Annotated in this window: 23 protein-coding genes; 18 read left to right on the top strand and 5 right to left on the bottom strand. The window is 73.6% G+C overall.

Translation table 11 applies throughout. The features are described from left to right. Positions 1-3: 3 nt before the first annotated feature. Complete coding sequence (locus tag CHC11_RS25330) at positions 4-1,068, bottom strand: NAD(P)H-dependent amine dehydrogenase family protein (protein WP_089314316.1); 1,065 nt, start codon at positions 1,066-1,068, stop codon at positions 4-6. A 246-nt stretch (positions 1,069-1,314) separates the two neighbouring features. Between CHC11_RS25330 and CHC11_RS25325 the strand changes: the two genes are divergently transcribed. Continuing rightward, positions 1,315-2,217 (top strand): SDR family oxidoreductase, encoded by a 903-nt coding sequence (locus CHC11_RS25325; protein WP_089314315.1) that lies wholly within the window; start codon positions 1,315-1,317, stop codon positions 2,215-2,217. 4 nt (positions 2,218-2,221) lie between these two features. Further along, positions 2,222-3,019 (top strand): enoyl-CoA hydratase/isomerase family protein, encoded by a 798-nt coding sequence (locus CHC11_RS25320; protein WP_089314314.1) that lies wholly within the window; start codon positions 2,222-2,224, stop codon positions 3,017-3,019. A 191-nt stretch (positions 3,020-3,210) separates the two neighbouring features. On the opposite strand, the gene CHC11_RS25315 is transcribed toward CHC11_RS25320, so the two are convergent. Then, entirely contained in the window at positions 3,211-4,053 is an 843-nt protein-coding gene (locus CHC11_RS25315) for a sirohydrochlorin chelatase (protein ID WP_089314512.1), read from the bottom strand. A gap of 349 nt (positions 4,054-4,402) precedes the next feature. On the opposite strand from CHC11_RS25315, the gene CHC11_RS25310 reads away from it, so the two are divergent. From CHC11_RS25310 to CHC11_RS25245, 14 genes are all read left to right on the top strand, one after another. Then, the gene (locus CHC11_RS25310; RefSeq protein ID WP_089314313.1) at positions 4,403-7,021 is read left to right on the top strand and encodes a sensor histidine kinase; all 2,619 of its coding nucleotides are present in this window, start codon (positions 4,403-4,405) and stop codon (positions 7,019-7,021) included. Continuing rightward, positions 7,018-7,473, top strand: coding sequence for a roadblock/LC7 domain-containing protein (locus CHC11_RS25305; protein WP_378188546.1), 456 nt, complete (start codon positions 7,018-7,020; stop codon positions 7,471-7,473). The genes CHC11_RS25310 and CHC11_RS25305 overlap by 4 nt, the downstream gene beginning before the upstream one ends. Positions 7,474-7,476: 3 nt before the next feature. Then, entirely contained in the window at positions 7,477-7,857 is a 381-nt protein-coding gene (locus CHC11_RS25300) for a DUF742 domain-containing protein (protein WP_089314312.1), read from the top strand. Continuing rightward, a complete protein-coding gene (locus CHC11_RS25295; protein ID WP_089314311.1) occupies positions 7,838-8,488 on the top strand; it encodes a GTP-binding protein in 651 nt (216 codons plus the stop codon). Before CHC11_RS25300 ends, CHC11_RS25295 begins: the two co-directional genes overlap by 20 nt. A gap of 104 nt (positions 8,489-8,592) precedes the next feature. After that, entirely contained in the window at positions 8,593-11,247 is a 2,655-nt protein-coding gene (locus CHC11_RS43545; RefSeq protein ID WP_089314310.1) for a sensor histidine kinase, read from the top strand. Then, the gene (locus CHC11_RS25285) at positions 11,244-11,690 is read left to right on the top strand and encodes a roadblock/LC7 domain-containing protein (protein WP_089314309.1); all 447 of its coding nucleotides are present in this window, start codon (positions 11,244-11,246) and stop codon (positions 11,688-11,690) included. The genes CHC11_RS43545 and CHC11_RS25285 overlap by 4 nt, the downstream gene beginning before the upstream one ends. A gap of 1 nt (position 11,691) precedes the next feature. Beyond that, positions 11,692-12,087, top strand: coding sequence for a DUF742 domain-containing protein (locus CHC11_RS25280; RefSeq protein ID WP_089314308.1), 396 nt, complete (start codon positions 11,692-11,694; stop codon positions 12,085-12,087). Continuing rightward, positions 12,068-12,676, top strand: a complete 609-nt coding sequence (locus CHC11_RS25275) for a GTP-binding protein (RefSeq protein WP_089314307.1) — start codon at positions 12,068-12,070, stop codon at positions 12,674-12,676. Before CHC11_RS25280 ends, CHC11_RS25275 begins: the two co-directional genes overlap by 20 nt. 587 nt (positions 12,677-13,263) lie before the next feature. Beyond that, the gene (locus CHC11_RS25270) at positions 13,264-14,451 is read left to right on the top strand and encodes an ROK family transcriptional regulator (protein ID WP_218826239.1); all 1,188 of its coding nucleotides are present in this window, start codon (positions 13,264-13,266) and stop codon (positions 14,449-14,451) included. Positions 14,452-14,479: 28 nt separating this feature from the next. Further along, positions 14,480-16,003 (top strand): sugar ABC transporter ATP-binding protein, encoded by a 1,524-nt coding sequence (locus tag CHC11_RS25265; protein ID WP_089314306.1) that lies wholly within the window; start codon positions 14,480-14,482, stop codon positions 16,001-16,003. After that, positions 16,000-17,079, top strand: coding sequence for an ABC transporter permease (locus CHC11_RS25260; protein ID WP_245919743.1), 1,080 nt, complete (start codon positions 16,000-16,002; stop codon positions 17,077-17,079). The genes CHC11_RS25265 and CHC11_RS25260 overlap by 4 nt, the downstream gene beginning before the upstream one ends. Before the next feature lie 100 nt (positions 17,080-17,179). Then, the gene (locus tag CHC11_RS25255; protein WP_089314305.1) at positions 17,180-18,244 is read left to right on the top strand and encodes an ABC transporter substrate-binding protein; all 1,065 of its coding nucleotides are present in this window, start codon (positions 17,180-17,182) and stop codon (positions 18,242-18,244) included. Between the two features lie 98 nt (positions 18,245-18,342). After that, positions 18,343-19,485, top strand: a complete 1,143-nt coding sequence (locus CHC11_RS25250) for a Gfo/Idh/MocA family protein (protein WP_089314304.1) — start codon at positions 18,343-18,345, stop codon at positions 19,483-19,485. Further along, positions 19,482-20,480, top strand: coding sequence for a sugar phosphate isomerase/epimerase family protein (locus tag CHC11_RS25245; protein ID WP_089314303.1), 999 nt, complete (start codon positions 19,482-19,484; stop codon positions 20,478-20,480). The genes CHC11_RS25250 and CHC11_RS25245 overlap by 4 nt, the downstream gene beginning before the upstream one ends. 649 nt (positions 20,481-21,129) lie before the next feature. Here the strand turns inward: CHC11_RS25245 and CHC11_RS25240 are convergent. Beyond that, complete coding sequence (locus CHC11_RS25240; protein ID WP_089314302.1) at positions 21,130-21,981, bottom strand: LLM class F420-dependent oxidoreductase; 852 nt, start codon at positions 21,979-21,981, stop codon at positions 21,130-21,132. 65 nt (positions 21,982-22,046) lie between these two features. On the opposite strand from CHC11_RS25240, the gene CHC11_RS25235 reads away from it, so the two are divergent. Continuing rightward, complete coding sequence (locus CHC11_RS25235; protein ID WP_179278991.1) at positions 22,047-22,532, top strand: MarR family winged helix-turn-helix transcriptional regulator; 486 nt, start codon at positions 22,047-22,049, stop codon at positions 22,530-22,532. A 21-nt stretch (positions 22,533-22,553) separates the two neighbouring features. Here CHC11_RS25235 and CHC11_RS25230 read toward each other — a convergent pair whose 3' ends face one another. Together CHC11_RS25230 and CHC11_RS25225 are read right to left on the bottom strand one after the other, a co-directional pair. Next, the gene (locus tag CHC11_RS25230) at positions 22,554-23,252 is read right to left on the bottom strand and encodes a cupin domain-containing protein (protein ID WP_245919741.1); all 699 of its coding nucleotides are present in this window, start codon (positions 23,250-23,252) and stop codon (positions 22,554-22,556) included. 47 nt (positions 23,253-23,299) lie between these two features. After that, entirely contained in the window at positions 23,300-23,884 is a 585-nt protein-coding gene (locus tag CHC11_RS25225; protein WP_089314300.1) for a Uma2 family endonuclease, read from the bottom strand. 206 nt (positions 23,885-24,090) lie between these two features. On the opposite strand from CHC11_RS25225, the gene CHC11_RS25220 reads away from it, so the two are divergent. Continuing rightward, the gene (locus CHC11_RS25220) at positions 24,091-24,654 is read left to right on the top strand and encodes a DUF1707 SHOCT-like domain-containing protein (RefSeq protein ID WP_089314299.1); all 564 of its coding nucleotides are present in this window, start codon (positions 24,091-24,093) and stop codon (positions 24,652-24,654) included. The last annotated feature ends 55 nt before the right edge of the window (positions 24,655-24,709 follow it).

Genomic DNA, 24,709 nt, shown 5'->3' with positions numbered 1-24,709 from the left:
TCCCTAGAGGTGCATCCGGCCGCTGATCATCGGCAGGTCCAGGTAGGTGCGGATGCCGGGGTCGGCGCCGCACACGGCCGGGACGGAGTTCAGCGCGTGCGCGGACGCGGCGGAGATCGCGTCGGAGACCCACTCCTCGCCGGCCGACAGCGTGAGCGCCGGCCGGCCGTCCACGCGCAGCGAGTACCCGGGCCGCCCCCACTCGTCGGGCATCCGCGCGGCGTCGGCCTTGTGCACGATCTCGATGGTGATCACGGGCCGGCCCGCGGCGAGGCCGCTGAACGTCCAGCGGGCCGCGGCGACCGTGCCGCGCGGGACCGGCCCGGCGGCGGTGGCGAGGTCGGCGCGGGCCAGCCGGTGGTCGACGTCCACGTCGATCTCGTCGAGGTCGACGCCGAGCCCGGCGGCGACCAGGTGCAGGCTCTCGGAGAACAGCGTCCGCATCGCGGCGCGGCTGGGGCGCAGCGCGCGCAGGTACGCCTCCTCGTCCTTGCCGAAGCCGAGCATGTCGTGGACCATCCGCCAGGACGGGTGCCGGGCGAAGTCGGAGCACTCACGGGCGTAGACGTGGGTGATCCGGCGCGAGAGCCGCGACAGCACCAGCGGCATCACGTCGGCCATGAAGCCGTGGCTGACGCCGCTGCCGTGCACCGACACACCGCCCCGCTTGCACGCCTGCTCCAGCTCGTTCACGAAGAGCGGGCCGTGCGCCTGCGGGTAGACCATCCCGGTGAGGGAGACCAGGTTCTTGCCGGACGCCAGCAGCGCGCAGATCGTGTCCAGCTCGGCGAACCGGTCGTGCCTGGGGCTCGGGGCGTAGAGGACGCAGTCGGCCTCCAGATCGAGGATCTCGCCGAGGTCGCCGGTCGCGAGGACGCCGACCGGGTCGCGTCCCGCGAGCGTGCCGGCGTCGGCGCCGACCTTGGCCGGGGTGTGCACCCACGCGCCGGCGAGTTCCATGTCGTCGCGGTCCAGGACGCCGCGGATCGCGCTGCGCCCGAGCGCGCCCGTCGCCCACTGCACCACGCGGTAGCGGCGGCCGGACGCGGGCCCGGTGTCGAGGCTCATCGCACGGGACCTCCGTTGCTCGTCGGGACGTCGACGGGTGAGGAGACTACGCGGCGGGGGCGGGGTGAATTGCGGTGATCGGCGCAACTTCCCCCCGCGTCCCATCGTACGCAGGACTGCCCCGGCGTCCAGCCGGGAAGGAACCCCGGGGGTCGCGGCCGAGCGGGATTCGGTTTAGTGGTACCACTGGGTAACCCCTAGATGGTTACCTGGGGGCGTAGTCGGTGCGATGTGAGGAGACACGAGATGTCGGAACTGCGCTACGACGGCCGCGTGGCGGTCGTGACCGGGGCTGGCCACGGCCTCGGCCGGCAGCACGCGCTGGAGCTCGCCGCGCGCGGCGCCAAGGTCGTCGTCAACGACCTCGGCGGTGACCGGTCCGGTGCCGGCGCCTCCGCCGGCCCCGCCCAGGAGGTCGTGGACGAGATCAAGAAGAACGGCGGCGAGGCCGTCGCGAACCCCGACAACGTCGCCACCCCCGAGGGCGCGCAGGCGATCGTGAAGACCGCGCTGGACGCGTTCGGCAAGGTCGACATCGTCGTCAACAACGCGGGCATCCTGCGCGACAGGTCGTTCAAGAACATGTCGGTCGAGGAGTTCGACTCGGTCATCGCCGTCCACCTGCGCGGCTCGTTCCTGGTCTCCAGCGCCGCCTGGCCGCACCTGCGCGAGCAGGGCTACGGCCGGATCGTGAACACGTCCTCGCCCGCGGGCCTGTTCGGCAACTTCGGCCAGGCCAACTACTCCACGGCCAAGATGGGCCTCGTCGGGTTCACCAAGACCCTCGCCCAGGAGGGCGCCAAGTACAACATCAAGGCCAACGCGATCGCCCCGGTCGCCTGGACCCGGATGACCGAGGACCTGCTGCCCGCCGACTTCGCCGACAAGCTCGGCGTCGAGCAGGTCACCCCGCTCGTGGCCTACCTCGTGCACGACTCCAACGAGGACTCCGGCCAGGTCTACACGGTCGGCGGCGGCCGGATCGCGAAGATCTTCGTGGCGGAGGGCCCCGGCTACGGGCAGAAGGAGACGCTGTCGGTCGAGGACGTCCGGGACAACTGGGCGGCGATCGGGGCGGCCGAGCCGCTGACCGTGTTCGGCAACGTGGGCGAGCAGATGGGCCCGTTGATCCAGCAGCTCACGTCCTGAGCCGTTGACCGGGATCGAGCTCGACCGGCGGGACGGGGTGCTCACGATCACCCTGTCCCGCCCGGAGCGCCTGAACGCGGTCGACGGCGCGCTGACCGAGGAGATGCTGGACGTCCTCAACGGGCTGATGCGCGACCCGTCCATCCGGGTGGTCGTGCTGACCGGCGCGGGCCGCGGCTTCTGCTCGGGCATGGACCTGCAGGGCGGCGACCCGGGCGGCGCGGACGGCGAGGGCCGCGTCCAGCGGCTCTACCGGGGCATCGCGCGGGGCGGCGAGGTCACCGCGCGGCTGCGGGAGATCCCGCAGCCGGTGATCGCGGCGCTGCACGGCCCGGTCGCGGGCATGGGCGTGTCCTGGGCGCTGGCCTGCGACCTGCGGGTCGCCGACCCGACGACCCGCTTCGTCGTGCCGTTCGTCGACCTCGGGCTGTCGGCCGGCGACTGCGGCCTGTCCTGGCTGCTGCCGCGCCTGGTCGGGCCGGCGAAGGCCGCGGAGATCTGCTACCGGGCGCAGCGCCTGGACGCGGCGCGCGCCGACGCTCTCGGCCTGGTCACCGAGACCGCCCCCGAGGGCGGGGACCTGGCCGCCGCGCAGGCCCTCGCCGACGAGCTGCTCGGCAGGTCCCCCTACGGCCTGAGCCGCACGAAGGAACTGCTCAACGCCTCCCTGGACGTCCCCGGCCTGCGCCGGCAGCTCATGGCGGAGACGGCCGTGCAGACCCTGGCCTTCTTCAGCGAGGACCTCGCCGAGGGAATGGCGGCCACGCTGGAGAAGCGCCGCCCCGAATTCAAGAATCGCTGACCGGCGTCCGGAGCGAAGCGGAGGACGACGGTCTGCGGCTCTTGCCGGGGGGTTTGGGGGGTCGCCCCCCCAAAGGGGTGCTGACCGGCGTCCGGAGCGAAGCGGAGGACGACGGTCGGCCGCCCTTGCCGGAGGGGCGCCCCCAAGCGAACGAGACGCCGGGACCGGCCCAAGGGGGTGTCCCCCTTGGGCTAGTCGGCGAGTGCGGTGGAGAGGGCCTCGACGTAGCGGAGGGCGGTCAGGCGGGCCAGGGCCGGGTGGGCGCCCAGGGGCGCGGAGTGGGCGGAGCCCACGGTGGCGGCGGCCGCGGAGATCAGCGCCGCCTCCGGCTCGGGCCCGATCACGTGCGGGGCGACGGCGATGGACGCCGCGCCGGCGGCGCGCAGTTGCTCGTAGGCGGCCTTCACCGACGCCTCGTCGTTCAGCGAGGCGGTGAAGACGGGGGCCGCGAGCCGCGAGGCCAGGAGCACGCCGGTGACCTCGGCCTGCCGGACGGCCGCCGCGTCGCCCGGAGTGGCGACGATCACACCGGACGCGGCCGTCACCATCGTCATCAGCCTGATCCGGTCGGCGCGGGCGAGCCCCGCGTCGGCGAGCCGGTCGTGCAGCGCCTCGGCGATGAGCGGGTGCGGGCCGAGCGGCTCGGCGGCGACGGTGCGCACGGGCGAGGCCGCCACGGCGGCGCGCACGGCGGCGTCAAGCGCCGGGTCGGGCCCGGTGGACAGCGGCACCACCACGGCCGCGAGCTCGTCGCCCTGCTGCCGGATCCCGGCGAGCACGGCGTGCAGGCTCGCCTCGTCGCCCTCCAGGTGCCCGACGTGGGCGGGCTGCCCGGTGTGCTCGAGCTCGACGAGCCGGGCGAGCTCGGTGGCGAGGTCGGTGCCGGCCCGCCGGGCGGGTCCGGGGACGGCGAGGACGAGCGTGGGGGATCCGGGGGGCAGCAGGAAGGACTCGTCGCCACGGTGGCGGCCGCCGCGGGGTGTGCGGCGCCGTCGCGACGGCAATGCCTCGGATGCCTGGCTTTCGGGACTCACGGCGGGCATCGTAACGCCCTCCGGCCCGGGAGCCGTCCTCCCGGCCCGGCCGTCGTCGTTGCCTGTAGGAATCGTGGATCTCCTTCCCGGACCGGTCGCGGCGCGAGCGGTGGTGAAGAAGCAGAGTATGGCGCATTGTCGCGGAGCGACAGGGGGAAATGAAGCAAATTGTCCGGATTTGCCGCTATCCGCTTGCGTCGGGTTCAACAAGATCGTCTTGCCTTCGCACATCGCCGCAGGTGGCAAGGAATTGCGGCAATGCGGCCGAATGCCGTCAAAGGGGTTGCGGGAGCGTCGCGGGCGGCCTTTATGATCCAGGGGCCCTCCGTGCCGGAACGTTCGAGGTCACATGAAATCCCCCCGTAGGCGGTCGATCCGCTCGAAGGTCACCGCGCTGCTGCTCGTGCCGCTGCTCTCGCTCGGCGCGCTCTGGGGATACGCCGCGATCTTCACCGGCCGCGACGCGCTCGCCCAGCGCCGGTACCACACGCTCGACCGCGAGTTCGCGCCGAGCGGCCAGGGCGTCCTGGTGGAGCTGGGCAAGGAGCGGCTGGCCTCGGCGGTGTTCCTCAGCACCCCGCGCAAGAGCGCGGGCGGAACCTCCGCCGCCCTGCTGTCGCAGCGCTCGCGCGCCGACGCGGCCGTCGAGAACTTCCGCCGCAAGGCCACCTCCGCCGCCGCACGCAGCGCGACCAACGCCGAGATGGAGTCCCGCGTCGCCGAGGTCCTGCGGGCGCTCGGCGGGCTGGGCGGGCTGCGCGCGGCGGTCGACGCCCGGTCCGTCGACCGGTTGGCCGCGGTCAACGGATACGGCACGATGGTCGACAACATGCACCGGCTCTACGACAGCCTCGTGGCCATCGACGACTCCGCGCTCTACGACTGGACGCAGTCCACCCGGCACGCCGGCCGCGGCATGGAGCTGCTCCAGCGCGAGAACGCGCTGGTCGCAGGCGCGTTCATCACCAAGGGCCGGATGACGGCGGCCGAGCACCGGCTGTTCGTGGAAATGGTCGGCGAGCAGCGCTGGCAATGGACCAAGCAGCGCTCGCTGCTCGACCCGGTGGTCTACCGGACCGGCACCGCGCAGGTCTTCGCGTCCCCGCAGTACCAGGCGTTCAAGGCGATGGAGGACCGGATCGCCGACGCCGACCCGCGCCGGCCGATCCCCGTCCAGCCCGTGGAGTGGCAGCGGACGGCGCAGCCGCTCGTGCTGTCGGTCAACACGATGGTGCTCGGCAACTCCAGGCGCGCCGGGGAGCACGCCGACGACCTCGGCCGCGAGGCCTACCTCAGGCTCGCCGCCGTCGGCGGCCTCGGCCTGCTGTCCATCCTGCTGTCGGTGCTGCTGTCGCTGCGGTTCGCGCGCGGGTTCGTCCGCGAGCTGGTCGGGCTGCGCGGGTCGGCCGAGGAACTGGCCGAGCAGCGGCTGCCCGGCATCGTCGAGCGGCTCGGCCGCAACGAGAGCGTGGACGTCGCCGCGGAGGCCCCGCCCCTGGACGCCGGCCGCACCGCCGAGGTCGCCCGGCTCGCCGAGGCGTTCGCCAAGGTGCAGCGGACCGCCGTCGACGCCGCCGTCGGCCAGGCCGAGCTGCGCGCGGGCGTCAGCCGCATCTTCCTCAACATCGCCCGCCGCAACCAGTCGCTCCTGCACCGCCAGCTGACGCTGCTGGACGGCCTGGAGAGCCGCGCCGAGGCCGACGACCTGGAAGACCTGTTCCGCATCGACCACCTCACCACCCGCATGCGGCGGCACGCCGAGAGCCTGATCATCCTGTCCGGCGCGACGCCGGGGCGCGGCTGGCGGCGGCCGGTGCGCTTCGCCGACGTGCTGCGCGCCGCCGTCTCGGAGATCGAGGACTACACCCGCGCGACCGTGCTGACCGACTCCGAGGACGGCCTGGTCGGCGCGGCCGTCGCCGACGTGGTGCACCTGCTGGCCGAGCTGATCGAGAACGCGGCGGCGTTCTCCCCGCCCAACACCGAGGTGCGGGTGATGGCCGAGCGGGTCGGCACCGGGTTCGCGGTCGAGGTCGAGGACCGCGGCCTCGGCGTGCGGCCGGAGCAGCTCGCCGAGGCCAACCGGCGGCTCGCCGAGCCGCCCGAGTACGACCTGGTCGACACCGACCAGCTCGGGCTGTTCGTCGTCGCGCGGCTGGCCGCCCGCCACGACGTCACCGTGACGCTCCAGCGGTCCCCGTACGGCGGTGTCACCGCGATCGTCCTCTTCCCGCACGAGCTGGTGGTGCCGGCCGAGGAGATGGCCGCCGGAGTGTCGCCGCCCGCGGACGGGCCGCACGACGAGGCCGCCGCCCTGGCGGGGACCCCCGTCGAGGGCGCCCCGGAGCGGGAGCCGGCGTTCTTGGCCGCGCCGGTTTCCGACGGGGTCGTTCCGCTCCGCGACTCCGCCGCACCCGGAGAGCTCGCCGCCCCTCCCGTGGACGACCCGCACGAGTGGCGGCGGAACGCTCCAGGGCACCTGGAGGGCGCCGGCGGGCGCCTGGAGGCGCCGCCCGCGCTGCCCGCGCTCACCGGACCCGCGGCGCCTCCCGCGAATCCGGTGCCCGCCGCGCCCGCGGGGCCGTGGGGCGTCCCGGACCAGCCGGCGCCCGCCGCGCCGCAGAGTCCCGCCCCGAACCCCTGGTCGGACGACGCCCACGCGCCGGCGGCCGAGGGTCCCGGCGCCGCCCACGAGGACACCCACGAGGACACCCACGAGGACACCCCCGAGGACGCCGGTGAGGACTGGCAGCCCGCGGGGACCCACGCCGGTTTGCCTCGCCGCGTCAGGCAGAGGAACCTGGCCCCGCAACTGCGCAAGAGGCCCCCGTCGCCTCCGCCGGCCGGCGGAACCGCGACCGGGGCCGTTGCACGCTCGCCCGAGGAGGCACGCTCGCTGATGGCGTCGATACAGCAGGGATGGCGGCGCGGACGCGCGTCCGACGCCCGGGATGAGGGGACCCGATGATGCACAACACCGTGACCGGTGAGCTGAACTGGCTGCTCAACGACTTCGCCCAGCGGGTCACGACGGTGCGGCAGGCGGTGATCCTGTCGCGCGACGGGCTGGCCGTGGCCGCCTCCAACGAGCTCGCCCGCGAGGACGCCGAGCACCTGTCGGCGCTGGCGTCCGGCGTGCAGAGCCTCGCCCGCGGCGCCGGGCGGCACTTCGCGGGCGGCAACGTCCGGCAGACCATCATCGAGATGGACGCGCTGCTGCTGTTCGTGACGGCGGCGGGCGACGGCACCTGCCTGGCGGTGCTGGCCGAGGCCGAGGCCGACGCCGGACTGGTCGCCTACGAGATGGCGGTGCTGGTCAAGCGGGTCGGCCAGCACCTGCAGGCGAGCCCGAGGTTCGGGGCGGAGGCCGGCGGCCAGGGCTTCGGAGGCGCCGGGGGGTCCGCGCCGCGGGGCTTCTGAGCGATGACTCCGCCGGGAGAGCGCTGGCTGGACCGCGACGCCGGGCCGCTCGTGCGCCCCTACGCGATGACCCGGGGACGGACCCGTCCCGAGGGCGCGGGCTTCGAGCTGATCACGGTGGTCGCGGCCACCGGCGTCCCCCCGGGCGACCGGCTGCGCTACAGCCCCGACCACGCGCGGGTGCTGCGCGGCTGCGCGCGGCCGGTGACGGTGGTCGACCTCGCGGCCGACCTCGGCCTGCCCCTCGGCGTCGTGCGGGTGCTGCTCGGCGACCTGCGGGACGAGGGCCTGATCGCGGTGGTGGACGAGGCGCGCCCGGCCGAGGGGCGGCGGCCCCCGTCCGGGGTGCTGAGAGAGGTGCTCAATGGACTCCGCGCGCTATGACCGGGCGCCGGGCGGGCAGGGCTCCGCGGCCCGGCCGCTCGTCACCACCAAGATCCTGATCGCGGGCGGGTTCGGCGCGGGCAAGACCACCCTGGTCGGCTCGGTCAGCGAGATCCGGCCGCTGCACACCGAGGAGCCCCTGACCGACCGCGGCTCCGGGGTCGACGACGTGGCCGGCGTCGGCGCGAAGGCGACCACGACCGTCGCCATGGACTTCGGCCGGATCACCCTGTCGGACCAGCTGCTGCTCTACCTGTTCGGCACCCCCGGCCAGGAGCGGTTCTGGTTCATGTGGGACGAGCTGGCGGCGGGCGCGATCGGCGCCGTCGTGCTCGCCGACACGCGCCGGCTGACCGGCAGCTTCCCCGCGATCGACTACTTCGAGCGCCGCGGTGTCCCGTTCGTGGTGGCAGTGAACTGCTTCGACGGCGAGCGGACGCACCGGCCGCGCGACATCGCCATCGCGCTCGACCTGGACCCCGGCGTCCCGGTGGTGCTGTGCGACGCGCGCCGCCGCGAGTCGTCCAAGGAGGTGCTCGTGGCTCTGATGGAGCACGTGCTGAGCTGGCCGGACGAAGAGGAGGAGGCGTCCGGCGGCCGCAAGTCCGATCATCGTGAACCCGCGACGTAGTAGGCTCCCGCACACCCCCGTACTCCATGCATCGGGAGGTTCCCCCGCATGTTCCGCCCCCCAAAGCCGACCGCGACACACGTGAGCAGGGTCCGCCAGCCGTGATGGGCCCCCGTTTCTCCTCCATCCGGGCGAGGATCAGTCTGCTGGTCCTCGTGCCGCTGCTGGCGCTCGCCTCGCTGTGGGTGTTCCTCACGGGCTTCACCTACGGCGACGCGCACCAGTTGCTGCAGAGCCGCGACTTCCAGGAGAAGACCGTGCTGCCCGCGCAGCACCTCATCGACGCGCTGCAGAAGGAGCGGCGGCTGACGATGGCCGAGCTCGGCGGCGCCCGCCCCGACGCCGGCGTGATGCGGACGCAGCGGCAGGCCACCGACGAGGCGGGCGAGAAGGTCCGCGAGGGCGCCCGCGACGGGGGGCTGCGGGGCGCGATCCAGCCCGCGGTGGTCGACCGGCTGGACGCCTTCGTGGAGCGGATCGGGACGCTGCGCGCCGTCCGCCAGAGCGTGGACCAGCGCGTCGCCGAGCGCGAGCGCGTGCTGCGCGAGTACAGCGACGTCATCGACGCGGGCTTCGCCGTCTACAACGCGACCGTGGCGGGGGACGGGTCCATCACCGCGCACGCCCGCACGCTCGCCTCGTTCGGCCGCGCCCGCGAGTTCATGTCGCGCGAGGACGCCCTGCTGACCGGCGCCCTGGCCGCAGGGCACATCACGACCGCCGAGCGCGGCCAGTTCGCGCAGCTCGTCGGCGCCCAGCGGATGCTGTACGCCGACAACGCGCCCAACCTGCCGCACGGAGACCACGAACGCTACGAGCGCCTCGCCGAGTCCCCGCCGTTCGTCCAGCTACGGGCGCTGGAGGACCAGGTCATCCGCGGCGCCGAACCGCCCCGCGCCACCGTGCGCAAGACCCGCGAGTCCGGCGCACAGCCCGCCTCGGGCTCCCGCACCGGGCAGGCCGCCGCGCGCGCACCCCGCACACCGGTCATCGAGCCCGCCATCTGGCGGTCCCTCGCCGACACCACCAACGGCCGGCTGTTCGAGCTGGAGAACAAGGTCCTCGACGACCTCGCCGCCCACGGGCAGCACATCGCGATCGGCGCCTTCACCCGCCTCGGCCTCGCCGGCGGCGTCGGCCTGCTCGCGATCGTGCTGTCGGCGCTGCTCGCGGTCCGGGTGTCGCGGCGGCTGCTGGAGGAGTGCCGCACGCTCGCCTCCGGCGTCGTGGACTTCACCCGCACGCGGCTGCCGCTGCTGGCCGAGCAGGTCCGCGCCGGCGCCCCCGTCGAACCCGAGGCCGCGCCAGAGCGCGACTACCGCATCACCGAGATCCGGCAGATCGCCGACTCGTTCGACCGCGCCCGCGAGGCCGTGCTCCTCGCCGCCGAGGGCGAGGTCGCGGCCCGCCGCGGCATCAGCGAGGTGTTCGTCAACCTCGCGCGCCGCAACCAGGCGCTGCTGCACCGGCAGCTCAGCCTGCTCGACACCATGGAGCGCCGCACCGAGGACCCCTCGGAGCTGTCGGACCTGTTCCGCCTCGACCACCTCGCGACCCGCATGCGCCGGCACGCCGAGGGCCTGGTCATCCTGGCCGGCAAGACCGCCGGGCGCAGCTGGCGCCGTCCCGTCCCGCTGGTGGACGTGGTGCGCGGCGCCGTCGCCGAGGTCGAGGACTACCCGCGCGTGCGGGTGCAGCCGCTGCCGCGCGTCTCGCTGCTCGGCTCCGCCGTCGCCGACGTCATCCACCTGCTCGCCGAGGTGGTGGAGAACGCCACCACGTTCTCGCCGCCGCAGTCGCCGGTGCGGGTCAGCGGCCACGCGGTCGCCAGCGGGTTCGCGATCGAGGTCGAGGACCGCGGCCTCGGGATGACCGAGGAGGCGCTGCGCCGGGCCAACGAGCGGCTCGCCCATCCGCCCGAGTTCGACCCGTCCGACAGTGCCCAGCTCGGGCTGTTCGTCGTCGCCCGGCTGGCCGAGCGGCAGGACATCACCGTCACGCTCCGCCCGTCCCCGTACGGGGGGACGACGGCGATCGCGCTGATCCCGAGCTCGCTCATCGTGGAGAGCGCCGAACCGGAACCCGCCGGCGTGCGCCGCGCCACCGGGCCCATGCAGAAACTGCCGAGCCCGGCCGCGGCGCTCCCCGCGGCCGCCCGCCCGGCGGCCCACTCCGGACGCGGCGATTCCGGCGGGGTCGTCCGGCTCGTCGCCGAGGCCGAGCCCTTCCGGCCCGAGGCGGTACGCCCGGCCCAAGTGCCGGCGCCCGCGGCGCCCGTGCGGGCGGCGTCGCCGCCCGCGCCCGCTCCGGCCGAGGCGCCGCCGCCCGCGCCCGCTCCGGCCGAGGCGCCGCCGGAGCCCGCCCCGCCCCTGCGGGACGGTGAGCTGCCCAAGCGCAGGCGGCAGCAGCACCTGGCGCCCCAGCTCAAGGAACGGGTGGACGCGCACCTCGCCGCGCAGGGCCAGGCTCCGCCGCCCGCCCCGGAACCGGCCGCGCCTCCGGCGCCGCCCGCCCCGGAACCGGCCGGGACGCCGCTCTCCGCGCCCGTCCCCATGGACGCTCCCGCGGGCGGGACCGGCCGCGACGCGGCCGGGACCGTTCCCGCGGGCGAGGACCCGGACGACGGCGGCGCACGCTCGCCCGAGTCGATGCGATCGATGATGTCGGCCATGCAGCGCGGCTGGCAGCGTGGCAGACAGGACGCGGCCGACGCGGAGGCCGCGGGCAACGAAGGTGACCAGGAGGACGACAGCCCATGACACAGCCCCAGCACTCCGGCGCGGAGGTCCCGGGCGGAGCCGGAGGTGAGCTCAACTGGCTCCTGGACAGCCTCGTCCAGCGGGTCGCCCCGGTGCAGAATGCCGTGGTGCTGTCCAGCGACGGGCTGCGGATCGCCGCGTCCAGCGGGCTGGCCCGCGAGGAGTCCGACCACCTGGCCGCCGTCGCCGCCAGCTTCCAGAGCCTCGCGCGCGGGGCCGGGGAGTCCTTCGGCGGCGGGCCCGTCCGGCAGACCATCGTGGAGATGGAGTCGTCGTTCCTGTTCGTCACCGCCGCCGGCCGGGGGGCCTGCCTCGCCGTCCTCGCCGACGCCGAGGCCGACCTCGGGATCATCGCCTACGAGATGGCGATGCTGGTCACCCGGGTCGGCCAGCACCTTTCGGCCAACCCGCGCGTCGCCGCGGCCGAGTCCGGCGGAGTGTGAGGTGGGCGGCACGGCCTGGTACGACGACGAGGCGGGCCCCGTCGTGCGCCCGTACGCGCTCACCCGGGGCCGGACGCACTACGACGGCGTCGAGTTCGACCTGGTCGCGCTGATCGTCGCGGCCGACCCGCCCGAACCCGCGGAGGACGCCCACGCACTCCCGGCGACCCCATGGGCGCCGGAGCCGGAACATGACATGATCCTGGAGCTTTGCCGCACCCCGTTGTCGGTCGCCGAGATAGCGTCGGATCTGGAACTTCCCCTCGGGGTGGTCCGTGTCCTGCTCGGCGACCTGCTCGACCACTCGCTGATACAGGTCCGGCGCCCCGCGCCGGTGGCGCAGTTCCCCAGCGAGCGCGTACTCAAGGAAGTGATCGATGGAATCCGTGCGCTCTGACGCGGGCGCCCAGCAGGGCGACTCGGCGCTGACGGTAAAGATCCTCGTCGCCGGCGGTTTCGGCGTCGGCAAGACCACCCTGGTCAGCGCGGTCAGTGAGATCCGCCCGCTGCGGACCGAGGAGGCGCTGACCGAGAAGAGCATCGGGGTCGACGACACCACCGCCGTCGCGTCCAAGACCACCACGACCGTGGCGATGGACTTCGGGCGCATCACGCTGCCCAACGGCCTGGTGCTGTTCGTGTTCGGCACCCCCGGCCAGGACCGGTTCTGGTTCATGTGGGACGAACTGGCCAAGGGCGCGCTCGGGGCGGTCGTCCTCGTCGACACCCGCCGCCTCGCCGACTGCTTCGCCTCGGTCGACTACTTCGAACGCCGCGGCGTCCCCTTCATCATCGGGGTCAACCGCTTCGACGGCGCCGGGCAGCACTCGGCCGACCAGGTCCGCGACGCCCTCGACCTGTCCCCGGACATTCCCGTGATCTCCTGCGACGTCCGCGACCGCGAGGACGCCAAGCGCGTCCTCATCAGCCTCGTCGAACACATCATGCGAACCATGAGCACCGGCCGACAGACTGTTTCCTATTAGCTTTTCTCTCCTCCTTCGGGCCTGGCGGCCCTCCATCGTCGATAAAAGCGGGCGATCGCCGTCATCGCTCCGGCTCGCCTGGCGGCTCGCTGCGCGATCAGGTTCTCGCAAGCTCGAACCTGCCTCGGACGCGATCGCGGGGGTTGGGGTTGCGGTGGGGGCTGGGGTCGGCGTGTCGGTGGTGTGCGGCCTGGCTTCGGCGGTGGTTCTCGCTTCGCTTGAACCTGCCCTCGGGCGCGATCGCGGTGGGCGGGGGTTGAGGTAGGCGTGTAGGCGGGGTGCGGCCCCGCTCGGTGCGTGTGTGCGCGCTGGGCGGGGCCGTTGTGCGTCTGAGGCGATCGCGGGGGTTGGGGTTGCCGCGAGGGTGCGGTGGGGGTTGAGGTGGGCGTGTAGGTGGGGGGCGGGCTCGCTCGGGGTGCTGTGTGCGCTGGGCGGGGGCGTTGCGTTTCTGTGACTTTGTCCTGTGAGTGGAGAAAGTTGGGGTTATTTAGGGGAAAGGTCTTCTCAAGGCGGCGAAAGCGGGTTACGGTCTCGGCCATGAGACCGGCGTCACACGGCGCCGGGCGCGATCCCGAGAGGACGGCGTGATGCGCATGTCGGCTCGCCCGCAGAACGTGCACCAGGCACGCCTGCTGCGGCTGCTGCGTGACGAGGGGCCGCGCTCGCGCGCCGAGCTGGGCGACGTCGTCCGGCTGTCGCGGTCCAAACTGGCCGTCGAGCTGGACCGGCTCGTCGAGCTCGGCCTGGTGGAGGGGGCGGGGCTGGCGGCCTCGCGGGGCGGGCGGCGGTCGGGGATCGTCCGGCTGTCGCCGCGGCTGCGGTTCGTCGCCTTCGACATCGGGGCGACCTCGATCGACGTGGCGGTGACCGACGGCGCGCTGGAGGTCCTCGGGCACGTCAGCGAGCGGTGCGACGTCCGGCAGGGCGCGACCGTGGTGCTGGAGCGGGCGCTGGACCTGCTCGGCAAGCTGCGCGACGAGGGCCTGATCCCGCAGGTGCACGGGACGGGCATCGGGGTGCCCGGGCCGGTCAGCTTCCGCGACGGCATGCCGGTCGTCCCGCCGATCATGCCGGGCTGGGACCGGTTCCCGGTGCGGGACGCGATCGGCCAGGAGCTCGGCTGCCCGGTGCTCGTCGACAACGACGTGAACCTGATGGCCCTCGGCGAGCTGCACGCCGGGCTCGCCCGGTCGGTGGACGACTTCCTGCTCGTGAAGATCGGCACCGGGATCGGCTGCGGCATCGTGGTGGACGGCGCCATCTACCGCGGCGTGTCCGGCAGCGCCGGGGACATCGGCCACATCCGGGTCGACGACGACGGCCCGACCTGCGCCTGCGGCAACGCCGGGTGCCTGGAGGCGTTCTTCGGCGGCGCGGCGCTCGCGCGGGACGCCGAGGCGGCGGCGCGGTCCGGCCGCTCGCCCGCGCTCGCGGCCCTGCTGGAGACCCACGGGGAGCTGGCGGCCGAGCACGTCGGCGAGGCCGCCGCGGCCGGCGACCCGTCCGCGGTACAGATCATCCGAGAGGGCGGCCGGCACGTCGGCCAGGTCCTCGCCGGGCTGGTCAGCTTCTTCAACCCCGGCCTCGTCATCATCGCGGGGGGCGTCGCGGGCCTCGGCCACGCGCTGCTCGCCGAGATCCGCAGCGTCGTGTACCGGCGGTCAGCGCCGCTCGCGACCGGCAACCTCCCGATCGTGCTGTCCGAGCTCGCCGGCGCCGCCGGCGTGGTCGGCGGCGCCCGGCTCATCAGCGACCACGTCTTCTCCGCGTCCTGACCCCCTCTCCGGCCCCCGAGGAGGCCCGATGGGCTCGCCCGAACCCGAACCGATGCTGCGGATGCGCGGCATCGTCAAGCAGTTCCCCGGCGTCCGCGCCCTGGACGGCGTCGACCTCGACGTCCGCCCCGGGGAGGTGCACTGCCTGCTCGGCCAGAACGGCGCCGGCAAGTCCACGCTCATCAAGGTGCTCGCCGGCGCGCACCAGCCCGACCAGGGTGAGATCCTGTTCGGCGGGGCGCCGGTGCGGCTCGCCGGTCCCACCGCCGCCATGCGAGCCGGGATCGCCACCATCTACCAGGAACTGGACCTGGTGGACGGCCTGTCGGTCGCCGAGAACATCTTCCTCGGCCACGAGAAGGCGCGGCTGGGCTTCACCCGCCGCGGCGAGGCCGAGCGGGCGGCGCGCACGCTGCTCGGACGGCTCGGCCACGGAGAGATCCCGCCGCGCCGCGAGGTCGGGCGGCTGCCGGCGGCGGGCAAGCAGGTCGTCAGCATGGCCCGCGCCCTGTCGCACGACGCGCGCCTCATCGTGATGGACGAGCCGTCCGCCGCGCTCGCCCACGACGAGGTCGCCAACCTGTTCCGCATCATCCGGGAGCTGACCGCGGACGGCGTGGCGGTGGTCTACATCTCCCACCGGCTGGAGGAGATCCGCGAGATCGGCGACCGGGTGACCGTCCTCAAGGACGGCCGGTCGGTCGCGGGCGGCCTGCCCGCGCGGAGCACCTCCACCGACGAGATCGTGTCGCTGATGACCGGCCGCGACGTGGAGTACGTGTTCCCGCCGCGGCCCGAGCCCGAGGACGGCCGCCCCGAGGTGCTGAAGGTCGAGGGGCTCACGCTGCCCGGCGCCTTCGAGGACGTGTCGCTCACCGTCCGCGCGGGCGAGATCGTCGGGCTCGCCGGCCTGGTCGGGTCCGGGCGCTCGGAGATCCTGGAGACCGTCTACGGGGCCCGGCGCGCCGCGCGCGGACGGGTGCTCGTGGACGGCCGCCCCGTCCGCCCCGGCGACACGGGCGCGGCGGTGCGGCGCGGCATGGGCATGGCGCCCGAGGAGCGCAAGAGCCAGGCGCTGCTGCTGAACGAGACCGTCGCCGCGAACGTCAGCGTCGCCTCGCTGGCCCGCTACGCCTCGTTCGGCTGGCTCAGCCGCCGCCGCGAGCTCACCGACGTGCGGCGCCAGATCGCGTCGCTCGACATCCGGCCCCCCGACCCGCGGCGCCCGGTCGTGACGCTGTCGGGCGGCAACCAGCAGAAGGTCGTGCTGGCCCGCTGGCTGCTCGGCACGGCCGGGCTGCGGCTGCTGATCCTCGACGAGCCCACCCGCGGCGTGGACGTCGGCGCCCGCGCCGAGCTGTACGCGGTGATCCGCGAGCTGGCGGGGCGCGGGATCGGGGTGCTGCTGGTGTCCAGCGAGGTACCCGAGGTGCTCGGGCTCGCCGACCGCGTCCTCGTCGTCCGGGAGGGGCGCGTCGTGCACACCGGCGACGCCCGCGACCTCGACGAGGCCGCCGTGCTCAACATGATCATGGAGGGGAGTGCCCTGTGACCGGCACCTTTCACTCCGGAGGGTCGGCCCCCCGGACCGAGGAGAACGCGGGCGAGCGCGGCGGGGTGCCCGCCCGCCCGACCGGCAAGAGCGGGGGCGGGGGGCCGTGGCGGCCGTTCGCGCGGGGCGGCGCCGCGGGGAGCCGCGAGATCCACCACCTCGGGCTCGTCGCCGCGCTGGTGCTGCTGGCGGTCGTCGGCCTGGTGACCGAGCCCGGCAACTTCGCGACGTCGGGCAACGTCGTCGGCATCCTCGCGCTCGCCGCCACCATCGGCGTGATCACCGTCGGCCAGACATTCGTGATCATCGGTGGCGGGATCGACCTGTCCGTCGGGTCGGTGATGGCGCTGGCGTCGGTGTGGGCGACGACCGTGGCGACGCAGTCCTACGGCCCGGTGGTGATGGCGCTGTGCGCGGTCATCGTCGGCACCGGCGCGGGCGTCGTCACCGGGCTGCTGATCTCCTACGGGCGGCTGGTCCCGTTCATCGCCACCCTCGCGATGCTCGTCGCGGCGCGGGGGCTGGCGCAGCGGATGTCGGACCGCAGGACCCAGCTCGTCCGGCCGGAGAACGACGCGATCGAGGCGCTGTCCACCACCAAGGTGCTCGGGCTGCCGCTCGTCGTGTACATCTTCGCCGCGGTCGCCGCCGCCGGGTGGCTGCTGCTCAACCGCACCACGTTCGGCCGCCGGACGTTCGCGGTCGGCGGCAACCCCGAGGCGGCGCGCCTGGCCGGCATCGACGTCCGCCGGCACACCCTGATGCTGTACGCGCTGTCCGGGTTCTGCTGCGGCATCGCCGCGCTCATCATCATGGCCCGCACCACCACCGGCTCCAGCACCCACGGCGACCTGTACGAGCTGGACGCGATCGCCGCCGTCATCATCGGCGGGACGCTGCTCACCGGCGGGCGCGGCACCGTCGCCGGGTCGATCCTCGGCGTGCTGGTGTTCACCCTCATCACCAACCTGTTCATCCTGAACGGCCTGCAGACCAGCGACCAGCTGATCGCCAAGGGCGCGATCATCGTGATCGCCGTGCTGCTGCAGCGCCGCGGGCTCCGCTCGCCCACCTGACCTCCCTCTCGTCACCGCCCGACACCCACCCCAGTCCGGCGCCGCGCGTCCCGGGGAACGCGCGGCGGGGGACGCCCCATCCCTTGATCAGGAGCACGTCATGCGTGATCAGAGCCCCCGTCCCACCCGCAGAGGCGTCCTGTTCGGCGGCGCCGTCGTCGCGGCGGGCAGCCTCGCCGCGGCCTGCACGAGCAACAGCGAGAAGGGCGACCCGAGCCCGGCGGCGCAGGCCGGGTCGCTCGCCGGCGACAACGACAAGCCGGGCAAGCAGGTCACCATCGGGTTCTCCGCGCCCGCCGCGGACCACGGCTGGATCGCGGCGATCGCCAAGAACGCCGAGGGCCAGGCCAAGAAGTACAAGGACGTGACGTTCAAGCCGGTCGAGCCGACCAACGACATCAACCAGCAGATCTCCGCCGTCGAGTCGCTGATCCGCGCGAAGGTCGACGTGCTGGTGATCCTGCCCAACGACGGGGAGCAACTGAACCAGGTCGCCCGCAAGGCGATGGACGCCGGCATCCCGGTCGTCAACCTCGACCGCGTCTTCCCCGACAAGCTGTCGTACCGGACGTGGGTCGGCGGCGACAACTACGGCATGGGCGTCTCCGCCGGCCACTACATCGGCAAGAAGCTGAAGGGCAAGGGCGTCTCGAAACCCGTGATCGTGGAGATCCAGGGCATCGCGACGCTGCCGCTGACGCAGGACCGCAGCAAGGGCTTCGCGGACGCGCTGAAGTCCTACGGCTACACCGTCACCGCGAAGCAGGACGCCAAGTTCACCGTGGAGTCCGGCAACCAGGTCGCCTCCAACCTGCTGCAGGCGCACAAGAAGATCGACGCGTTGTGGAACCACGACGACGACCAGGGCGTCGGCGTGCTCGCCGCGATCAAGCAGTCCGGCCGCAAGGAGTTCTTCATGGTCGGCGGCGCGGGCTCGGCCAACGCGATGCGCGAGATCAAGTCCGGCGGCGGCGTGCTGGAGGCCACCGTCACCTACCCGCCGACGATGGCCGCGTCCGCGATCAAGCTGGGCCGGCTCATCGCGCAGGGCAAGGGCATGGCCGACCTGGTCGAGCTCCAGGTGCCCCAGTCGATCACGCTGGCCTCCGAGACGGTCGCCAAGGACAACGTCGACACGTACATGCCGCTCGGCTTCGAGTCCTGAGCGGCGGGGGCGCCGGCGCACCCGCCCCCCGGCGGGCGGGTGCGCCGGCCCGGGGGCCGGGGCCCGCCCCGGAACACGACACAGAGAGGTGAGCTGAAATGACGACCGTCGGAGTCGGGATGGTCGGGCACGCGTTCATGGGACGCGCCCACTCCCAGGCGTGGCGCAGCGTGGGGCCGTTCTTCGGTCCGCCGCTGACGCCCGTCATGACCGCCCTGGCAGGACGTTCCGCCGAGCGCGCCCGCGCCGCCGCCGACGCGCTCGGCTGGGCGTCGGTGGAGACCGACTGGAAGGAGCTGCTCCGCCGCGACGACGTCCAGCTCGTCGACATCTGCACGCCGGGCGACAGCCACGCCGAGATCGCGGTCGCCGCGCTCGACGCGGGCAAGCACGTGCTGTGCGAGAAGCCCCTCGCCAACTCCGTCGCGGAGGCCGAGGCGATGGCCGCCGCCGCGGAGCGGGCACGCGAGCGCGGCGTCCGTTCGATGGTCGGGTTCAACTACCGGCGCGTCCCCGCCGTCACCCTGGCCCGCAGGCTGGTGGACGAGGGGCGCATCGGCGCCGTCCGGCACGTCCGGGCCCAGTACCTGCAGGACTGGCTGGCCGACCCGCGGGCGCCGTTCACCTGGCGGATGGACCGCGACCGGGCCGGGACGGGCGCGCTCGGCGACATCGGCGCGCACATCATCGACACCGCGCAGTTCATCACCGGGCAGAACCTCGTCGGGGTGTCGGCGCTGCTGGACACCTTCGTCCCGGAACGCCCGGTCCCGGGCGGCGGGACGGCGCGGGTCACGGTGGACGACGCGGCCCTGTTCGTCGGGCGCACCGACGGCGGCGCGCTCGCCTCGTTCGAGGCCACCCGGTTCGCCACCGGCCGCAAGAACGCGCTGCGGATCGAGGTCAGCGGCTCCTCCGGCGCCCTGGCGTTCGACCTGGAGTCGCTGAACGAGCTGTGGTTCTACGACCGCGACGAGGACGACGCGACCGCCGGTTTCCGCAGGATCGTCGTCACCGAGCCCGTCCACCCGTACACCGACCGGTGGTGGCCGCCCGGTCACATGCTGGGCTACGAGCACACGTTCACCCACCAGGCCGCCGACCTGCTCACCGCGATCGCGGACGGCGCCGACCCGCGCCCGTCGTTCGCCGACGGCCTGCAGGTGCAGCGCGTCCTCGCCGCGGTCGCCGGGAGCGCGGAGTCCCGATGCTGGGTCGACGTCGAAGGGAGCGAATCATGACACGACCGGTCACGCTGTTCACCGGCCAGTGGGCGGACCTGCCGTTCGAGGAGGTCTGCCGGCTGGCGTCCGGCTGGGGCTACGAGGGCCTGGAGATCGCCTGCTGGGGCGACCACTTCGAGGTCGACAAGGCCCTCGCGGACGACGGCTACGTCCCGCGCAAGCTGGAGACGCTCGCCGAGCACGGCCTCAAGGTGTGGGCGATCTCCAACCACCTCGTCGGGCAGGCCGTCTGCGACCACCCCGACGAGCGGCACCAGGCGATCCTGCCCGAGCGGATCTGGGGCGACGGGGAGCCCGAGGGCGTCCGCCGGCGCGCCGCCGCCGAGATCATGGACACCGCCCGCGCCGCCGCGCGGCTCGGCGTCGACACGGTGGTCGGGTTCACCGGCTCCTCGATCTGGCACACGGTCGCGATGTTCCCGCCCACCCCCGAGGCGATGGTGGAGCGCGGCTACGCCGACTTCGCCGAGCGCTGGAACCCGATCCTGGACGTGTTCGACGAGGTCGGCGTGCGGTTCGCGCACGAGGTGCACCCGAGCGAGATCGCCTACGACTACTGGACGACCGTCCGGACGCTGGAGGCCATCGGGCACCGCCCCGCCTTCGGGCTGAACTTCGACCCGTCCCACTTCGTGTGGCAGGAACTCGACCCGGTCGGCTTCCTGCTCGACTTCCGCGACCGGATCTACCACGTCGACTGCAAGGACACCAAGGTCCGCACGGGCGACGGCCGCCGCGGGCGCCTGTCGTCCCACCTGCCGTGGGCGGACCTGCGGCGCGGCTGGGACTTCATCTCCACCGGCCGCGGCGACGTCCCGTGGGAGGACGTCTTCCGCGCCCTCAACACGATCGGCTACGCCGGCCCGATCTCGGTCGAGTGGGAGGACGCCGGAATGGACCGCCTCCAAGGCGCCCCCGAAGCCCTGGAGTTCGTCCGCGCCCTCAACACCATGGAACCCCCGACCACCGCCTTCGACGCTGCGTTCACATAGCTTTTCTCTCCTCCTTCGGGCCTGGCGGCCCTGCTGTGTCTATTGCAGTGCCCTCCTCCTTCGGGCCCGGGGGCCCTCCATCGTCGGGCACTGCTGGCGATCGCTGGCATCGCTCCGGCTCGCCTGGCGGCTCGCTGCGCGATCAGATTCTTGCTTCGCTCGAATCTGCCTTCGGACGCGATCGCGGCCCTCAGGTTGTTGCGTGGTTGTGGTGGGGGTTGCTGTGGTGTGTCGTCCTGGCGGGGTTTGCGTCGGGGCGGCGCACCGGTTTCTTCGTGGGGGTGGGGGCGATCGCTGGCATCGCTTCGTCTCGCCTGGCGGCTCGCTGCGCGATCAGATTCTTGCTTCGCTCGAATCTGCCTTCGGACGCGATCGCGGCCCTCAGGTTGTTGCGTGGTTGTGGTGGGGGTTGCTGTGGTGTGTCGTCCTGGCGGGGTTTGCGTCGGGGCGGCGCACCGGTTTCTTCGTGGGGGTGGGGGCGATCGCTGGCATCGCTTCGTCTCGCCTGGCGGCTCGCTGCGCGATCAGATTCTTGCTTCGCTCGAATCTGCCTTCGGACGCGATCGCGGCCCTCAGGTTGTTGCGTGGTCGTGGTGGGGGGTTGCTGAGGCTGCGGTTTGTCGTTGGGGCGGGGGCTCGTGTCGGGTTGTCAGGGGGCTGGGCGGGCGCCCAGTTTGCGTGGGGCGTGGTCGGTCACGAAGCTTTCCAGTTCGGACGCTGTGGCGCCCATGGGCGGGACGATGATGAGCCGGTCCACGCCCAGTTCGGCGTAGTCCCGGACGAAACCGGCGTCCGGGGGGCGGGGCGGGCTGATCGAGACGTGCAGGGGATCGCGGCCCGCCTCGGCGGTGAGGGTCCGCAGCCGTGCGATCGTCTCCGCGGCGGCCCGGCGTCCGAGCATCCACCCGTACCAGCCGTCCGCGTGCCGGGCGGCCCGGCGCAGCGCCGCGGGGCCGTGGCCGCCCGCCACGACGGGGATCGGCCGCTGCACGGGCCGGGGGTGGGCGTCCACCCCCGCGAAGTCGACGTGGCGGCCGTGGAAGGCCGGCTCGTCGTCGTACCAGAGGGACCGCATCGCCGCGAGGTACTCGTCGGCGCGGGCTCCGCGCCCCTCCGGCGGGAGGCCGACCGCGCGCATCTCCGGTTCCAGGTATCCGGCGGCCATGCCGAAGACGAGCCTGCCCCGGCTGAGCACGTCGAGGCTGGCGAGCTGCTTGGCGAGGACCAGCGGGTTGCGCTGCGGCAGGACGACGACCCCGGTGCCGAGCGCGATCCGCCCGGTGCGGCCGGCGAGGTGGGCGAGGGCGACGAGCGGGTCCAGGAACGGCGCGTCCGGCTCGGCGGGGGACGGCGCGACGCGCGGGCGCGGCAGCACGACGTGGTCGCCGGCCCAGACCGAGTCGTAACCGAGGTCCTCGGCCAGGGCGGCGATCCGGGCGGCGACGTGCGGATCGGCGCAGGCGTGCAGGTTGACGGCGAAGAGCCCGAGAGTAGGTGCCATCCGTAGATAATCGAACTTTTCTATGATCGAGTCAATCGATGGTCGAACGGATATACCCTGCTGCCATGGCGGAGGGTTCCATGCGCGACGGGCTGCCGGAGGGGCTCGCGGCCCTGGCGGGCTTCCAGCTGTCCAAGTGCGGGTGGTGGCTGGAGCAGCGGCTGGAGGAGGAGCTGGAACCGCTCGGGATCCGGGTGCGGCACTTCCTGGTGCTGGCGATGCTCAGCACGTCCGAGACGCTGTCGCAGCAGGAGATGGCCGACTACCTGCTGCTCGATCCGACGCTGATGGTCGGGCTCGTGGACGACCTGGAGGCGCGCGGCCTCTGCGAGCGCGCCCGCGACCCCCGCGACCGGCGCCGGTACCGCGTCCGCATCACCGAGGACGGCCGCGCCCTGCACCGGAGGGCCCGCGCCCTGGCCGACGCGGTCGGCGCGGACGTCTTCGGCCCGCTGTCGGACGGCGAGTTGAGCATCGTGGTCCGGGCGATCGGCCGGGTCATGGAGCCGTTCTGGGCCGAGCAGGCGGTGCGTCCGCGCCGCAAGCGGTGAGGCTCCCGCGCGGCCCCGCGATCAGGGGAGGGCGCGGAAGTCGGCGAAGTCGAAGCCGGGGGAGACGACGCAGCTGACCAGGACCTCCTCGTCCCCGGCCGGGCGGGCGGCCTGCCAGGCGCCGGGCGGGACGAGGGCCTGCGGCACCTGCCCGCCCGCCACGTCCGCGCCCAGCGTGACGGGCTCGGGCGCCGGCGACGGCCGGTCGCCGTCCCCGCCGAGCAGCAGCGTCAGCGGGCCCCCGGAGTGCCACAGCCACAGCTCCGCCGACCGGACGGCGTGCCAGATCGACTCCTCGCCGGGCGGCAGCAGGAAGTAGATGGCGGTGGCGGCGGCCCGCTCGCCCGGGTAGCCGTCCGGGATGAAGGCCGCGTCCGCCCGCCACGTCTCGCGGTACCAGCCGCCCTCGGGATGCGGCAGCAGGTCCAGCGCCTCGGCGGTCGCCGGCCGGTCGAGGACCGCGACGTGCCGGCCGTCGGGGCCGCGCCGCAGGTAGCGGACGCGGGACGCGGTCGTGCGGTCGATCACGCCGCGCGCCGGCACCGCGCCGGGGGCCGGATCCAGGGTGACGGCGACGAGTTGGCCGCCGGTGAACTCCCGGTCGGCGACGGCCAGCAGCGCGGGCTCGTCGTCCGGCGCCCACACGGCCCCCGCCTCCCGGAGGGCGAAACGGGGTCCGGGCCGGGCCCGCCAGGCGTCGAGCGTCGTGAGCAGCAGCACGCTCCGAGCCTAGACCGTCAGGACGATCTTGCCGGGGACCCGTCCGGCTAGTCCATCTCGGAGAGGCGCGCCGGGTCGAAGGCGATCGGGTAGGGGCGGTCCAGGGTGACGGTCTCGCCGGAGCGTGCCCTGCCGGCCACCTCGTAGCGGCCGTCCCGGAGCTCCAGGAAGGTGACGGCGGGACGCGGCTCCAGGTCGACGAGCCAGTAGTGCGGGATGCCGGTCGCGGCGTACTCCTCCACCTTGCGGACGCGGTCGATCTGCTCGTTGACCGTGCGCGGCGTGACGACCTCGGCGACCAGGATGAGGTCGGGGCCGTAGTAGGTACGGGTCTGGCGTTCGAGCGCCGCGCGGGCCACGTCGCGGGCGACGACGAAGACGTCGGGCTTGCGCACTCCCGCCGGGGTCGTGACGTCCTGCGGCGCGCCGGCGACGTGCACGTCGGCGTCCGCCTGCCGGGCCGCCTCCTTCAGGGCCGTCTTGAGCTGCTCGGCCGCGTGGTCGTGCCACACGTCGCCGGGCAGCTCGTTGAGCCAGCCGTCGGCGAGCTCGTAGCGGCGGCCCTCCTCGGGGAGCGCGTCCAGGTCGTACAGCGTGTACGGACCGTGCGCGCGGCCGACCGTCCCGCCCATGGACCGTCCCCCCTGACCTCGATGAACGGGCTGATCCGAATGTAGTGGACGGCCGTCCGGAAAGAGCGCAGCCATGATCGCGCGTCGGGATGCGGACGAATGTCTCGAAAGCCGAGCGGCGGCGAGTTAAGATACATCGCGTCTTGACCCTCCAGCCGCTGGAGGGGCCAGGCTGCCGAGGCGAAGACGCCCGAAGGAGAGATGCGATGAGCGTCGAGCAAGACCGGGGCGCGCCCGCCGTGCGCGCCTCGGACCGCGACCGCGAGGAGCTGCTCGTCCGGCTCCACACGGCCTTCGCCGAGGGGCGGCTGAGCGAAGCCGAACTGGACGAGCGCATCAACCTGGCGCTGGCCGCGCGCACCTACGACGACCTGGGCGTGCTGGTCGCCGACCTGCCGTCCGGGAGGGCCGCCCGCGACGAGACAGGCAAGGCGCCCGCCGGCCGGTTCCAGGTCGCCTACAAGGGGTCGGTGACGAAGGCCGGGCGCTGGCGGCTGCCCGAACGCTTCACGACCGTCGTCTACAAGGGGACGGGCCTGCTCGACCTCCGCGAGGCCGACCTGGACGGGGAGGTCACGACCCTGTGGGTGCTCGCCTACAAGTCCACCGTGCAGATCGTCGTTCCGCCGGGAGTGCGCGTGGAGGCGGACGGCGTGGGCGTGTCCGCCGAGGTCTACGGCGCCGCTCCGACCGGGGCTCCGGTCCTGCGCGTCAGGGGCTGCGCCTACAAGGGGGCGATCGAAGCGAAAGATCGGATATCTCGGGCGTGAGGTGATAGAACGCTCCCGCGGCCCCATCGGCCGCCGTTCACGTGGATGTCAGTAC

This window comes from Actinomadura mexicana (assembly GCF_900188105.1).
Classification (GTDB): Bacteria; Actinomycetota; Actinomycetes; order Streptosporangiales; family Streptosporangiaceae; genus Spirillospora; species Spirillospora mexicana.
The sequence above is the reverse complement of the archived record's forward strand: the minus strand, read 5'-3'. Positions and strand labels throughout refer to the sequence as shown.